The organism is Micromonospora reichwaldensis (genome assembly GCF_031845925.1).
GTDB classification, from domain to species: Bacteria; Actinomycetota; Actinomycetes; order Mycobacteriales; family Micromonosporaceae; genus Micromonospora; species Micromonospora reichwaldensis.
This window is the reverse complement of sequence record NZ_JAVRFL010000018.1, coordinates 126,920-141,281: the sequence shown is the minus strand read 5'-3', so window position 1 is coordinate 141,281 and position 14,362 is coordinate 126,920. Positions and strand designations below refer to the sequence as shown.

The 14,362-nt window shown below is 75.3% G+C and carries 12 protein-coding genes and 1 pseudogene; 4 read left to right on the top strand and 9 right to left on the bottom strand.

Translation table 11 applies throughout. The annotated features are described in order from the left end of the window. The 7 genes and pseudogenes from araB to RM555_RS17130 all read right to left on the bottom strand — a co-directional run. A partial coding sequence (araB, locus tag RM555_RS17160) for a ribulokinase (RefSeq protein WP_311412694.1) occupies positions 1–1,656 on the bottom strand: 1,656 nt, incomplete at its 3' end. A gap of 166 nt (positions 1,657–1,822) precedes the next feature. Continuing rightward, positions 1,823–2,083 carry a hypothetical protein gene (locus tag RM555_RS17155; RefSeq protein ID WP_132234668.1) on the bottom strand — a complete coding sequence of 87 codons (261 nt, stop codon included), beginning with the start codon at positions 2,081–2,083 and terminating at the stop codon, positions 1,823–1,825. Positions 2,084–2,150: 67 nt separating this feature from the next. Beyond that, positions 2,151–3,431 (bottom strand): aminotransferase-like domain-containing protein, encoded by a 1,281-nt coding sequence (locus RM555_RS17150; protein ID WP_396888790.1) that lies wholly within the window; start codon positions 3,429–3,431, stop codon positions 2,151–2,153. 72 nt (positions 3,432–3,503) lie between these two features. After that, positions 3,504–4,628, bottom strand: a complete 1,125-nt coding sequence (locus tag RM555_RS17145; RefSeq protein WP_311412692.1) for an alpha-hydroxy acid oxidase — start codon at positions 4,626–4,628, stop codon at positions 3,504–3,506. A gap of 155 nt (positions 4,629–4,783) precedes the next feature. After that, positions 4,784–5,722, bottom strand: a pseudogene (locus tag RM555_RS17140) (alpha/beta hydrolase); the annotation flags it as partial. Then, entirely contained in the window at positions 5,719–6,939 is a 1,221-nt protein-coding gene (locus RM555_RS17135; RefSeq protein WP_311412691.1) for a cytochrome P450, read from the bottom strand. The pseudogene RM555_RS17140 and the gene RM555_RS17135, both read right to left, overlap by 4 nt. 66 nt (positions 6,940–7,005) lie before the next feature. Continuing rightward, positions 7,006–8,280, bottom strand: a complete 1,275-nt coding sequence (locus RM555_RS17130) for an SGNH/GDSL hydrolase family protein (RefSeq protein ID WP_311412702.1) — start codon at positions 8,278–8,280, stop codon at positions 7,006–7,008. Between the two features lie 299 nt (positions 8,281–8,579). On the opposite strand from RM555_RS17130, the gene RM555_RS17125 reads away from it, so the two are divergent. Genes RM555_RS17125 through RM555_RS17115 form a run of 3 tightly spaced genes read left to right on the top strand, consistent with a single transcriptional unit; the run spans position 8,580 to position 11,806 of the window. Continuing rightward, entirely contained in the window at positions 8,580–10,175 is a 1,596-nt protein-coding gene (locus tag RM555_RS17125; RefSeq protein ID WP_311412690.1) for an AMP-binding protein, read from the top strand. Next, positions 10,172–11,407, top strand: coding sequence for an MFS transporter (locus RM555_RS17120; RefSeq protein WP_311412689.1), 1,236 nt, complete (start codon positions 10,172–10,174; stop codon positions 11,405–11,407). The genes RM555_RS17125 and RM555_RS17120 overlap by 4 nt, the downstream gene beginning before the upstream one ends. A 9-nt stretch (positions 11,408–11,416) precedes the next feature. Then, complete coding sequence (locus RM555_RS17115; protein ID WP_311412688.1) at positions 11,417–11,806, top strand: MmcQ/YjbR family DNA-binding protein; 390 nt, start codon at positions 11,417–11,419, stop codon at positions 11,804–11,806. Here the strand turns inward: RM555_RS17115 and RM555_RS17110 are convergent. Together RM555_RS17110 and RM555_RS17105 are read right to left on the bottom strand one after the other, a co-directional pair. Then, on the bottom strand, positions 11,742–12,983 hold the full coding sequence (locus tag RM555_RS17110) for an MFS transporter (RefSeq protein ID WP_311412687.1): 1,242 nt from the start codon (positions 12,981–12,983) through the stop codon (positions 11,742–11,744). The two genes, RM555_RS17115 and RM555_RS17110, sit on opposite strands and share 65 nt — an antisense overlap. A 76-nt stretch (positions 12,984–13,059) precedes the next feature. Further along, positions 13,060–13,551, bottom strand: a complete 492-nt coding sequence (locus tag RM555_RS17105; protein WP_311412686.1) for a hypothetical protein — start codon at positions 13,549–13,551, stop codon at positions 13,060–13,062. A 133-nt stretch (positions 13,552–13,684) separates the two neighbouring features. Between RM555_RS17105 and RM555_RS17100 the strand changes: the two genes are divergently transcribed. After that, positions 13,685–14,362 (top strand): SGNH/GDSL hydrolase family protein, encoded by a 678-nt coding sequence (locus tag RM555_RS17100; protein WP_311412685.1) that lies wholly within the window; start codon positions 13,685–13,687, stop codon positions 14,360–14,362.

The following is a 14,362-nucleotide window of genomic DNA, read 5'->3' as shown; positions in this document are numbered from 1 at the left end:
GAGGCGGTGCAGGACGTTGGTGCCGCCCCGGCCGAAGTGGTCGTGCAGGGCGCGGTATTCGGCGTACAAGGCGTCGTAGGCTGCCGCCCGGGCCGGGTCGGGGTGCCAGGTCTCGCGCCGGCCGGCGCCCATCGCCGCCGAGGCGGCCGGCACGTCCGGGTACGCCCCGGCGGCGACCGCCGCGTGGATGGCCGCGCCCAGCGCCGCCGGGTGCGCGGAGTCCAGCACGTGCAGCGGCCGGTTGAGCACGTCGGCGTAGATCCGCAGCAGCAGCCGGTTGCCGGTCAGCCCGCCGGCCACGGTCAGCTCGTCGACGGCCACCCCGGCGGCGGTGAACGCGTCGACGACGGTCCGCGCGCCGAAGGCGGTGGCCTCCAGCAGCGCCCGCCAGATCTCCTCGGGGCGGGTGGCGAGGGTCAGCCCGACCAGCACGCCGCTCAACTCGTGGTCCATCAACACCGAGCGGTTGCCGCTGTGCCAGTCCAGGGCCAGCAGCCCGTGCCCGCCCACCGGCTGGTCGGCGGCCAGGGCGTCCAGCAGCTCGTACGGGCTGATCCCCCGGCGGCGCGCCTCGTCAACGTAGCCGGCCGGCAGGGCGGTGCGGGCGTACCAGGCGAAGATGTCGCCGACCCCGCTCTGTCCCGCCTCGTAGCCCCAGGCCCCGGTGGTGACGCCCCCGTCGACCACGCCGCAGACGCCGGGCACCTCGCGGTACGCCGCCGCGTTCATGATCAGGCAGGTGGAGGTGCCGAGCACCGCGAGCATCCGGCCGGGCTCGACGGCGCGGGCCGCCGCGGCGGTGACGTGCGCGTCGATGGCGCCCGCCGCGACGGCGGTCCCGACCGGCAGCCCGGTCCACGCGGCGGCCGTGGCGGTGAGCCCGCCGGCCCGGGCGCCCACGGGCACGAGCGGGCCGTCGACGCGCGGCAGCAGGCCGTCGAGGCGGGGGTGCAGGGCGCGCAGGAACTCCGCCGACGGGTACCGCCCGTCCTGCCGCAGCCCCTTGTAGCCGGCGGCGGAGACGTTGCGGGTCTCCCGGCCGCAGAGCTGCCAGACCAGCCAGTCCGCGGTCTCGATGAAGCGCTCCGCCCGGTCGAAGACCGCCGGGTCCTCCTCCAGCACCTCCAGCGCCTTGGCGAGCTGCCACTCGGCGGAGACCCGGCCGCCGTAGCGGGGCAGCCAGCGCTCGCCGCGCGCGGCGGCGACGTCGTTGATCCGGGCGGCCTGCCGCTGGGCCGCGTGATGCTTCCACAGCTTCGGGTACGCATGCGGCCGGCCGCCCAGGTCGGGCAGCTCGCTCAGCGGGGTGCCGTCGGCGAGGGCGGGCAGCATCGTGCAGGAGGTGGCGTCGACGCCGATGCCGCACACGTCCCCGGGCCGGATCCCGGCGGCGCGCAGCGCGGCGGGCACCGCGACGCGGAGCACCTCGCGGTGGTCGTCGGGGTGCTGCAACGCCCAGTCCGGTGGCAGCGGCGTGCCATCGGGCAGCCGCTCGCTGATCACCCCGTGCCGGTACGGGTGGACGGCCTCGCCCCGCACGGCGCCGTCGGCGACGTCGACCACGACCGCCCGGCCGGAGAGGGTGCCGAAGTCGACGCCGACGACGAACCGGGCCGGCCCGGTCGTCGGCCGCGCCGCGCCTTCTCCTGCCGCCACGGCTGCTCCCTCCCGCCGCGGCGCGCCGGCACCCGGGCGGGCGACCGGTCGGCGGCGGCGGGAGGAAACGGTAGCAACACCGCCGCGCCCGCGGCACGTGACCGACAGCCGGCGGCCCGCCCGGGCCGGAGCCGGGGCGGCGGGGAGGGAGGGGCGGGCCGGGGCGTCAGGCCACCGGCCGCTTGAGGTGGTAGCGGTGCACCTCGGTGCTGCCCTGGACGTTGTTCACGTCCTCGGCGGCGGAGACCAGTTCCCAGCCCTCCCGGCCGGCCCGGTTGAGGTGCGCGATCGCCGTGTCGCCGTACGCGGTGATGTCCCGGCGCGACCCGTCCGGGCCGTACCAGGTGAAGCTGACGTGAAAGGCGCGGCCCTGCCCCTGATAACGGCGGACCAGCAACGCGTACTCCCAGGCGACCATGGCGTCCATTATGAGTGTCCACCCAGGACGGCGAAACACGGGCAGTCGCGCTTTGCCATGCGGTGAACGCGTTGTGTCATCCCACCTCGGCGTTCGCCGCCCGGCGGGCCGTCTCGTCGGCGACCAGCGCGGCCAGCCGGTCCAGCCCGAGGTCGATCTGCTCCGGGGTCACGGCGCTGACCGACAGCCGCAGCGCGTCGACCGGGGCGCCGTCGTCGTAGAAGTGCGCCATCGGCGTCCAGAGCAGGCCGTACCCACGGGCGGAACGGTGCAGCAGCGCGTCGTCGACCCGGAACGGCACGGTGACCACGACGAAGAACCCGCCGGCCGGGACGTTCCACCGCACCGGCGAGGTGCCCGCCGGGAAGCGCCGGGCCAGGCCGTCGACCAGGTGGCGCAGGTTGCGTCCGTACGCGGCCCGTTCCCGGACGGTGGCCGCCACGAGGCTGCACCCGTGCTCCAGCAGCGCCCCGCCGACGACCGCCTGGGCGATCGGCGAGGTGTTCACCGTGACCATGCTCTTGATCTTGGCGAGCTGGTCGGCGAGCAGCCCCACCGTGCCGTCAGCGCCGGCGACGCGCTGGTCGGCGACCACGTAGCCCACGCGCGCGCCGGGCAGCACCGTCTTGGCGAACGAGCCCAGGTAGACCACCCGCCGCGCGGTGTCCAGCGCCTTGAGCGTCGGCGGCCGACCGGACTGCGTCGGCGGCCGACCGGACTCCGAGGCGGGGAAGAGACCGTACGGGTTGTCCTCCAGCAGCAGCAGGTCCTCCTCGGCGGCCAGGTCGAGCAGCCGCCGCCGGTCGGCCAGGCCGATGCTGGTCCCGGACGGGTTGGCGAAGTCCGGCATCACGTAGCAGGCGCGCGGGCGCAGCCCCGCCGCCCGGGCGAGGCGCACCTGCTCACGCAGGTCGGCCAGGTCGATCCCGGCGGGGCCGCCCCGCACCGGCCGCACCGGCAGGTCCAGCAGCCGGGCGGCGCCGGTCAGCCCGACGTACGTCGGGGCGACGGCGAGCAGCACGTCGCGCGGGTCCGCCCGCAGCGCCCGCAGCACCAGGAACATCGCCTCCTGGCAGCCGACGGTCACCACGATCGCCTCCGGGTCGACCGTCAGCTGCTCGTCGACGGCGAGGTTGCGGGCGACGAGGTGGTGCACGATGCCCTTGGTGCGGCCGTACTGCAGCAGCGTCCGGTGCACCTGCGCGGGGCTCTGCCCCAGGTCGTCGGCCAGGTGCCGGCGGAACCTCTCCAGGTGCCGGTGCAGCGCCGCGACGTCGAAGAACTCCTCGTACGGCCGGCCGGCCGCGAGCGACACCGCGTCGGGGTAGTGCTGGGCCACCTCGTTGAGGAAGTTCATCGAGTTCAGCGCCGGGTCGTCGACCGCCGGGTGCAAATCGGCGACGCGCAGGTCCACCGTCTCCGTCACCGGTCAGCCCTCCCTGATCACGCGCAGCTCGCGGGCCGCCTCCGGGTCGGCGCAGCCGGCCAGCGCGAGGGCGTCGCGGAACTCGCCGGCCAGCAGCGCCAGCGCCGTACGCGCCCCGGCCTCGCCGCCGGCGGCGAGCGCCCACAGCATGGGCCGGCCGACGAGCACCCCCCGCGCGCCGAGGGCGAGCGCGCGCAGCACGTCGACGCCGTCGCGCACGCCGCTGTCCAGCAGCACCTCGCACCGGTCCGCCACCGCCGCCACCACCTCGGGCAGGATGGTCGCGGTGGCCGGCGCCCCGTCGAGCTGCCGTCCGCCGTGGTTGGAGACCACCACGGCGTCCGCGCCGGCGGCCACCGCCAGCTCCGCGTCGCGCGCGTCCAGCACGCCCTTCACCACCAGCGGCAGGGCCGTACGCCCGCGCAACCACTCCAGGTCGGCCCAGGTCAGCGCGGGCGCGAAGACCTCACCGGTGTGCGCGGCGATGGCGGAGACCCCCGGGGTGGCGGTGTGCGCGAGGCCGTCCCGGCCGGCCGGCAGGTTGGCCGCCACGACCTGCGGCGGGATGGCGAACGCGTTGCGCACGTCGCGCCGGCGCGGGCCGAGGATCGGCACGTCCACGGTGACCGTCAGCGCCGTGCAGCCCGCCGCGTGCGCCCGCTCCAGCAGGTCGGCGACCAGGCCCCGGTCGCGCAGCCAGTAGAGCTGGAACCAGACCGTCGCGCCGGTCTGCGCGATCTGCTCGATCGACACGCTGCTCAGGGTGCTGGCCACGTACGGCACGTCGGCCGCGCGGGCGGCGGCGGCCAGCGCCAGCTCCCCGTCGGGGTGCACGAGCCGCTGGTACGCCATGGGCGCCACGGCCACCGGCATGGCGTACGACGCGCCGAGCAGCCGCGCCCCGGTGCGGGGGGTGTGCACGCCGCGCAGCACCCGGGGCAGCACGGCCACCCGGTCCAGCGCGCGGCGGTTCGCGGCGAGCGTCGTCTCGGCGCCGCTGCCACCGTCGACGTAGTCCCACACGTCGGGCGGCAGCACCGCCCGGGCCGGCCCCGCGAAGTCGGCCAGGCTGGCCGGCAACGGCTGCGCCACCGGCAGGTCCGGCTTCGGCAGTACGCCCTCCACCATCACCGGTCTCCCTTCCCACCGGCGCCGCCCCCACCGACGGTCGCCGCACTACCGGCCGATGCACCGCCCACCGCGCCGGCAGCCACGCCGCCGATCGTCGCCCCGGCGGTCGTCACGCCGGGCGATCCAGCACCCGCCGCGCCACCACCCACCACGTCACCGTCCGGCGTGCCGAGCCGGCCGCGCAGGAACGCGGCGGCCTGGTCCTGGGCGCGGCGGCCGTCGTCGAACGCGGCGGGCATGGCGAAGAAGCCGTGGATCATGCCGGCGTACCGGGTGAGGGTGGTGGGCACCCCGGCGTCGCGCAGCCGGTGCGCGTACCGCTCCCCCTCGGCGCGCAGCGGGTCGTGCTCGGCGGTGATCACCAGCGCCGGCGGCAGACCGGTCAGGTCCGCGGCGAGCAGCGGCGACGCCAGCGGGTGCCGCGCGTCGGCCGGGTCGGTGAGGTAGTGGCTCCGGTACCAGGCGACCGAGCGGCGGTTGAACAGCAGCGGATCCTCGCCGGCGCCGTCGGGATCGGCGCTCTGGTCGGTGTTCGGGTACACCAGCAGTTGCGCGGCGAGGCGGGGCCCGCCGCGCTCCCGGGCCAGCAGGGTGACGGCGGCGGCGAGATTCCCGCCGGCGCTGTCCCCGCCGACCGCCACGCGCTCCGGGTCGACGCCGAACTCCTCCGGGTGCGTGGCGAGCCACGCGGTGGCCGCGTGGCAGTCGTGCACGGCGGCCGGGAAGGGATGCTCCGGGGCCAGCCGGTAGCCGACGGTGACCACCTGGCAGGGCACCGCGTTGGCGAGGCGCCGGCAGATGCCGTCGGCGGTGTCGACGCTGCCCAGCGTCCAGCCGCCGCCGAAGAAGTAGACCAGAGTGGGCAGCGGCCCCTCCCCCGCCGGCCGGTGGATGCGCACCGGCAGGTCGCCGGCCGGGCCGGGCACGCGCGTGTCGCGTACCTCGTGCACCGGCTCGACCGCGCCGCCGCCCGCGCGGATCGCGGCGAGGTCGGCGGCGCGGGCCTCGGCCAGGGTCTGGGTGTACAGCGGCGGGGTACCGGCCGCCGCGCGGGCGGCCCGGTACGCCGCCACCTGCGGATGAACGCTCACGCGGGCCCTCCTCGGGTGTGTACGGTCAGCTTGTCGGCGCCGCGCAGGAAGAGGCTGCCGCTGTACGTCGGCGGCTCGGCGACGGTGAGCCCGGGGAAGCGGGCCAGCAGCCTGGGCAGCGCGAGCCGACCCTCCAGCCGGGACACCGCGGCGCCGAGACAGAAGTGCGGGCCGGCGCCGAAGGCCAACGACGGTGGCCCGCTGCGGCGCGGGTCGAAACGGTCCGGGTCGGGGAAGCGCGCCGGGTCGCGGTTGGCGGCGCCGAGGATCAGCAGCACGTTGCGGTCCCGCCCGACCGGCACCCCGCCGACCTCGGTGTCCTCCGGCGCGGCCCGGGCCAGGAAGTGCACGGGGGCCTCCAGCCGCAGGATCTCGTCGACCGCGCCCCGGGTCAGCGCGTCGTCGCCGGGCAACGCGGCGGCCACCTCGGGGTGGGCCAGCAGCAGCGGCAGCCCGTTGGAGAACAGGTAGACGGTGGTGACGAAGGCGGCGTTGAACAGCACGATCAGGTTGCTGACCAGCTCGTCGACGGTCAGCTCCACGTCCCCGAAGTCGACCGCCTCGACCAGGGCGCTGATCAGGTCGTCGCCGGGCCGGTGGCGCCGGTGCGCGATCAGCCCGGCGTAGAAGTCGCGCAGCTCGGCGGCGGCGGTGTTGGCGGCGGCGAGGCGCTGCGGGGTCTGGCCCGCCACGTCCAGGAACTCGTCGATCCGTTCCACCCGCTGCCGGTAGAAGTCCAGTTCCCCGGCGGGGATGCCGATGAACTCCGCCATCACCAGGGCCGGCAGCGGGTACGCGAACTCCGCGACGAAGTCGAGGTCGGTGTCGCCGGCGTCGGCCAGCCGGTCGAGCAGCCCGTCGACGACCCGGTGCACGATCGGCTCCAGCGCGGCGAGCCGGCGCGGGGTGAAGCTCCTCGCGAAGGCCGCCCGCATCCGGGTGTGCTCCGGCGGGTTGACGAACATCATCGAGGTCTGGAGGGTGTGCAGCACCTCCTGCTCCCGCCAGCCCGGCGGGGCCTGCTTGTACCACCGCGGGTCCCGCAGCACCTGACTGACCAGGTCGTAGCCGACGGCGACTGCGGCGACCGAGCGGTGTTCCGCGCGCGCCGGCACCGGGCTGACCGGCCCGAGCGCGTGCAGGGCGGCGTAGCAGGGGTACGGGTCCTGCCGGCCCTCGTCGCTGTAGAGACGGGTCAGCAGCTGGGTGACGTCCACGGTCCTTCGGTCTCCCCCGTCGAGGGTGCCGCGGGCGGCGGGGGTCGCCCGCCGCCCGCGCCGGTGTCACAGGCCGAGCAGTCGCAGCGGTACGGCGTTCGCCAGCGCCTGGTTGCCGGCGTCGTTCGGGTGGATGTGGTCGCCCGAGTCGTACGCGGGCAGCAGCCGGCTCGGCTGCGCCGGATCGCGCAGCACCCGGTCGAAGTCGAGCAGCCCGTCGAACTCGTCGCTGCCGCGCAGCCACGCGTTCACCGCCTGCCGGGTGGCCTCCTTCTCCGGCGTCCACACCCCCGGGTTCCCGTGCCCCTCGTACGGGCTGAGCGTCGTCACCAGGCTGCGCAGGCCGCGCGCCTTCACCTGCTGGTTGACCTGCCGCAGCGAGGCGATGATCTGCTCGGCGGAGTCGCCCGACATCCAGATGTCGTTGATGCCGAGTCCGGTGATCACGGTCCGGACGTCGGTCTGCGCGAAGACGTCCTCGTCGAGCCGGGCCAGGGCGTTGGGGCCGAGCTCGTGGTAGCCGGGGAAGCCGCCCGCCCCGGGCTCGGGGCCCTCGTGGTTGAGCCGGTTGCCGGCGAGGCTGAGGTTGAGCACCCCCGGGGTGCGGACGTCCGGGCGGGCGTCGATGAGCCGGTCGGCGAGCAGGTCGGGCCAGCGCTTGTTGGCGTTGACGGTGCTGCCGTTTCCGTCGGCGATGGAGTCGCCGAGCACCACCACCGAGCCGGGGCTGTGGCGGCGCTGCACGTCGATGCCCGACAGGAAGAACCAGCAGCAGTTCGGTCGGATCGTGAACCCGGCCCCACCGGCGGCGGAGGTCAGGTCGCTGGCGCCGATGAAGTTGGTCTGCCGGGACTGGCCGTGGAAGGTCACCGGCCCGGTGGGGGTCGGGAAGTGCACCGTCAGCACCAGGTCCTGCTGGTCGCCGACGGGCAGCGCGACGGGGTCGCTGACCAGCTCGGCGCCCCGGTTCATGGTGGCCGAGGTGGCGCCGCCGAAGGTGAGCGTCCGCAGGGTCGAAGGGTCGATGTCGGACAGGTCGTCGGGGGTCGCGGTGTTCGGCTTCGCGACGGTGGCGCGGCCGACCCGGACGGCCTGCTCGCCGTAGGAGTTGCTGAGCCGGACCCGGAACCGCTCTCCGCCGACGGTGGTGTGCACGACCATCCGTACGCTCTGGTCGTTGAGGCCGGTGTTGGTCAGGCCGGTCGCGTTTCCCCTGGTGACCGCGGCGGCCCAGCTGCCCGCCCAGACCGTGCGCTGGTGGGACGCCCCGGTGTCCGCCGGACCGGCGCTGGCCACCATCGCCGGGGCGCCGGCGACGAGCAGGGTGGCCGCGGCCGTGATGACATGCCATCTCTTCGGAGTCGACATTGAACCTCCATCGTTGGCAGCCCAGGGCCGTCCGCTGACGGCACCGCCTGGACGATGGTCCAGAAACCTAGCCGTCCCGTTTCACGACCGTCAATCAACCTGATCGACGCGATCAAATGTCCTCCGGTCCGTCCGGAGCGCCGTTCAGGCTCTGTCCGGTGACAGTCGGTGGTCCCTACGCTCACGGACGGCGGCGGTGCGCCCGCCCGGCCGCCGCGCCGTGCCGGGCCGCCCGGCACACGGCCACACTTCTGCGGCGAGGGGGCTGTCGGATGACCGACCGAGCGGAACGACGGGCCGGCTACGTGCACCGGGCGCTGGAGCTCTTCGCGGGTTTCGGCGACCGGGAGGCGCTGGTCGGAAACGGACACCGGCTCAGCTACGCCGAGGCCGCCGCGCGGGTACGCGGGCTGGCCGCGACGCTGCTCGGGCACGGCGTACGGCCGGGGCAGGCGGTGCTGCTCGCGCTCGGCAACCCGGTGGAGGGGCCGCTGGTGCAGCTCGCCCTGCACCTGCTGGGCTGCCGGACGATGTGGGTCGCCCCGGTGACGTCCCGCCGGGAGGTCGACGAGTTCGTCCGGCTGGCCCGCCCCGACGCGTTCGTCTTCGACGCCCGGGACCCGGCCGGGCTGGGCCCGGAGCTGGCCGCCGGGCTGTCGGGCGTACCCGTGCTCTGCCTCGGCCCGGGCGGCGCGGGCCCGGACCTCCTCGCCGCGGCGGAACGCGCCGGGGCGGTCGAGCTGCCGGCCGACGTGCCGGCGCCGGAGTCGTTCCTGCAGACCAGCGGCACCACCGGCACCCCGAAGCTGGTGCACCACCGGGAGAGCTTCTACACCCAGATCCTCGCCCTGGCCGCCGACTTCCGCGCCGCCGGGCACCCGCCGCTGCGGCACCTGTCGCACTCGCCGATGTGGCTGGCCAGCGGCCAGATCACCACCCTGTTCAACCTCTTCACCGGCGGGGTGCTGTTCCCGCGCGACGGCTGGGACCCGGCGCGGTTCATCGGGACCGTCGACCGGGAGCGGATCAACTCGACATTCGTCACGCCGCCGATGCTCTACGAGGTGCTCGACCACCCGGCCCTCGACGGCGCGGACTTCTCCGCCATGTTCATGTTCAACGTGGGCGCCGGGCCCGCCGCGCCCGCCCGGCTGCGCCAGGCGATCGCGCGCTTCGGCCCGGTGCTGCGGATCGTGTACGGCCTCAGCGAGGCCGTCGTCGTCACCGCCCTGCCGGGGCTGACCGACGACCCGGCGCACCCGCAGCGGCTGCGCTCCTGCGGACGCCCCTACGGCGACGTGCGCGTCGAGATCCGCGCCGAGGACGGCACGGTCCTGCCGCCCGGTGAGAACGGCGAGGTGTGGGTGCACACCGGCCTGCGCTTCGCCGGCTACCACGGCCAGCCCGAGCTGACCGCCGAGACGCTTGTCGACGGCTGGGTCCGTACGCGCGACGTCGGGCACCTCGACGCCGACGGCTACCTCTACCTCGTCGACCGGTTGCAGGACCGGATCCTCACCCGGCGGCGCAGCTGGCCGATCCACTCCCGCCCGATCGAGGACGTCCTGGCGGGGCACCCGCAGGTGCGGGCGGCGGCGGTGATCGGCGTGCCCGACGAGGCGGCCGGCGAGCTGCCGTACGCCTATGTGGTGCCGGCGCCCGGCGCGACGGTGACCGCCGGGGAGCTGATCGACCTGGTGACCGCCGAGCTCAGCGACACCTGGGCGCCGGGCGGGGTGGAGTTCGTCGACCGGCTGCCGCTCAACCGCTCGGCCAAGGTGGACAAGCGCGCACTGCGGGCCCGGTACGCCGCGGACCACCCGTCGTCGGTCGAGCACCCGGAGGCGTCGATCGGCAGCCTGGCGTGACCCCCCGGCGGGAACTGACCGTCCTGGTCGCCGCCGACCTGATCTCCAACCTGGGCAGCCGGATCTCGGTGGTGGCCCTGCCCTGGCTGGTGCTGGAGACCACCGGCAGCGCGGCGAAGATGGGCGCGGTGGCCGCCGCCGAGACGCTGCCCTACCTGCTCTCCAGCGCCCTCGGCACGCCCTGGGCGGACCGGATCGGGCTGCGCCGCACCGCCATCCTGGCCGACGCGGGCAGCGCCGGGCTGATGGTGGCGGTGGCCCTCACCCCGTGGCTCGGGTTCGGCGCGCTGCTCGCCCTGGTCGCCCTGGTGGGCGCGCTGCGGGGCGTCGGCGACCGGGTCAAGCACGTGATGTTCCGCCCGGCCGCCGAGGCCGCCGGGGTCCGGCTGATCCGGCTGACCTCCGTCTACGACGGGTTGGGCCGGCTGGTCACCCTGCTCGGCGCGGGGCTGGGCGGGCTGCTCGTCTGGTGGTTCGGGGTGACGCAGGCGCTCCTCATCGACGCCGCCAGCTTCGCCGCCTGCGCCCTGCTGGTCGGCCTGCTGGTCCGGGCGCCGGCCGCCGCGACGGGACCGGCGGCGCCGGAGGGCTACCTGCGCGCGCTCGCGGGCGGGTTCCGCCACCTGGGCCGCGACCGGATGCTGCTGACCATGCTGCTGGTGATCTCGGCGCTGAACATGGTGGTCAACGCGAGCGTCGCGGTCTACATCCCGCTCTGGGTGGCCGACGTGCTGCGCGGCCCTGCCGGGCTGGGCCTGCTGCTCGGGGCGTTCTCGGCCGGCGCGCTGCTGGGCAACCTGCTGTTCACGGCGTACGGTCCCCGGCTGCCCCGGTACCTGACCTTCGTGGTCGGCGCGGCGCTCGGCGGCGCCCCGCGCCTGCTGGTCCTGGCGCTGAGCGAGGAGTTGGCGGTGGTACTGGCGGTGACGTTCGCCTCCGGCATCGGCATCGCGGCGGTGAACCCGCTGCTCGGGGTGGCGATCTACGAGCGGGTGCCGGCCGATCTGCAGACCCGGGTGATCGGGCTGGCCGGGTCGCTGGCGTTCGCGGGCCTGCCGCTGGGCGCGCTGCTGGGCGGCTGGTCGGCCACCGCGCTCGGCCTCGCCCCCGCCCTGCTGGTCATGGCGGCGTTCTCCCTCGTGGTCACCCTGCTGCCGCTGCTGCCCGGCCTGCGGCCACGGTCGACGGCGGCGCCGGCCGAGCGGGCACCGGGTGTCGTAGGCCGGGCGTAGGGTCGGGACATGGCCACGTGGGAGGACGTACGCCGGATCGCGCTGGGTCTGCCGGAGACGGGCGAGCACCCGTCCTACCAGGGGGCGCCGGCGTGGAAGGTCCGCGACCGGGCGTTCGTCTGGGATCGACCGCTGCGCCGTGCCGACCTCGACGCCCTGGGGGCGGCGGCACCCGACGGTCCGGTCCTCGGCGTACGGGTGCCGGACCTGGGGGTTAAGGAGGCACTGCTGGCCGACGATCCGGCCGTCTACTTCACCGTCCCGCATCTCGACGGCTATCCGGCGATCCTCGTCCGGCTCGACCGGATCGACCCCGAGGAGCTGGCCGAACTCGTCATCGAGGCGTGGCAGGACCGGGCGCCGAAGCGGCTCGCGGCGGCCTACCGGCGGGGCGCCTGACCGCCGAGGCCCGCTCGGCCTGTCGCCACGTCCGGTGCCGTTGGGCCGCGCCGGCTGCGCAGGCCAGGCAGATCGCGGCGGCGGCGACGAGCGTGAGGCGCTCGCCGAAGTGGACGATGGCGGAGCCGAGCGGGATCGCCAGCGCGACGGGGCCGAACATCGCGGTGTTGGCGGTGCCGGACACCCGGCCGAGCATCGCTGTCGGCGTGTGCGTCTGCACCGCGGTCACCGCGGCGACGAGGGCCCAGGGCAGGCCGATGCCGGCGACGACGGAGGCGGCGACCGTGCCGGGCCACCAGGGCACGCAGCGCACCAGGCAACTCACGGCGAAGAGCGTCGTGCCGGCGACGCCCACGGTGACCGGGCTCCACCGCGCGATGAGCCGGCCGACGACGAGGCCGCCGACGACGGACCCGGCCCCCTGCGCGCTGAGCAGCACGCCGAGGAACGTCGCCGGTAGGCCCAATCCGGCGGTGACGATCGCGTAGTTGGCAGCGGTGGCGAAGCCGGACATGGCGATCGACACGGCGGCGAGCACGACGGTGAGGCGCAGCGCCCGATGCGCGAAGAGGACGGCGAGTCCGGCGCGCACGCCGCGAGGCCGGTCGGCCGGCCCGACGGGTGGCAGCTGCTTCAGCCGTACGGCCGCGTACAGGACGGCGACCAGGACCGGCGTCGCCGCGCTGAGCAGGACGACGGCGTGGCCCCCGCGCCACGCGTAGAGGCCCGCACCGACCAGGGGCGCCACGAGCTTCATGCCCTCCTGGGCGCTCGAACGCCAGCCGTTGACGTCGCCGAGTTCCGTGGGCGACAGCGCGGAGGGCAGCAGCGCCGACTCGCCCGTGTCGATCAGCACGTAGCTGAGGCCGTAGGCGCAGGACACCAGGAAGATGAGCCACGTCTGCTCCGCTCCCCGCACCGTGAGGAGACTGAGCAGTACGGCGGACAACGCGAGGTTGACGGCCATGACCAGCGGTCGCCTCGGCGCCCGGTCGAGCAGAGCCCCCAGCCAGGGGCCACCGAGGACCGGGGCGTACACGCAGAGCCCGGCGAGGGCGGCGAGGCTGGCGGAGCCTGTGAGGTCCAGGATCCAGATCCCGGCGACCAGTGACATGGCGCTGCTGCCGAAGCCCGACAGCAGCGAGATCGCGATGAACAGCGCGGCGTTGCGGCGCACGAGTCCTCCAAGGTTGAGCCATGTCGACTCAAATCCTCAGCCTTGAGTGAGACTCAGGCAATACTGTCGCGACTCGTCAATGTGTCGTTGACAACAGATCGTCCAGCGTCGACGCGACGGCCCGCACCGGCGCGGGCAACCGTCCACACTCCACGTCGGCCAGGTCGGCCAGGTCGGTGGCGAGGAGCGACGCCAGCGCGTACAGCGGGCCCGGATCGGCGTCCAGGGCCACCTCGGCGGTCCTCCTCACGAGGGCCGCGCGCCGGAACCGCGCATCCCACCGCCGGTCCGCGTCGATCCACCGCTGGAGGTCGAAGACCGCGCCCCGGATCGCCGCGATCCGTGCCGAGTATCCGAGATCCCGTTCCTGCCGCCGCGACCGCCGCGCCGCCGCCAGGCGCTGCCGGCGCTGCTCCGCGGCCTGCCGACTGCCGAGGCCGAGCGCGGCGGCGATCTGAGCCCACGTCGCACCCAGGTGACGCGCGCGGTCGAGCAGCTCCAGCTCCCGCTCGTCCAGCCGCGCGCGGTCGGCCGCGACGGTGGACAGCTCGCTCAGCTCGGGCGGCACATGTCAACGCTACATTGACACGCGGGCCGCGCGTCGCCCGCAGCGGCCGGGCACCGGAAAGCCGACCGACCGTAGCGTCGCGTCAGTCCACAAGGACCTTCTCCGGCCCCCGGACGCCGGCTAGCGTGCCGGCATGCCATCGACGTTGACCGAGGCGACGGATCCGTGGTGCCTGCGCGACGGGGAGAGCGCGGCGCTGCTGCGCGACCATCCCTGGCGGCGCTTCGCGGTGCTGGGCGACAGCGTGGCCGAGGGGCTCTGCGAGCCCGTCGACGGCTATCCCGACGTGCAGTGGGCGGACCGGATCGCCGCCGAGCTGCGGACCGTCCGGCCGGAGCTGGCGTACCTCAATCTGGGCCTGCGGGGGCTGCGGGCCCACGAGGTGCGCGCCGCCCAGCTCGCCCCGGCGCTGGCCTTCCGCCCCGACCTGGCGCTGGTGGTCTGCGGCGGTAACGACGCCTTCGGGCGGGGCTACGACGCGGACGCCGTCGACACGGAGCTGACCGCGATCATCGAGGCACTTCAGGCCGCCGGGGCGGACGTGATCACGGTCGGCATGTTCGACGTGTCGCTCAGCCCCGCTGTGCCCGAGCGGCACCGCGCCGGCCTCGGCGAGCGGATGCGGCGGCTCTCGGCGCACACGGGGGCCCTCGCGGAGCGGCTCGGCACCCTGCACGTGCGGCTCACCGACCACCCGCTCACCGCCGAGGCGACGATGTACAGCAGCGACGGCCGGCACGGCAGCGCCCGCAGCGACGCGGTCGCCGCCGCCGAGACCGTCCGCCGCCTCGGCGCCCACCTCGCGCCCTGA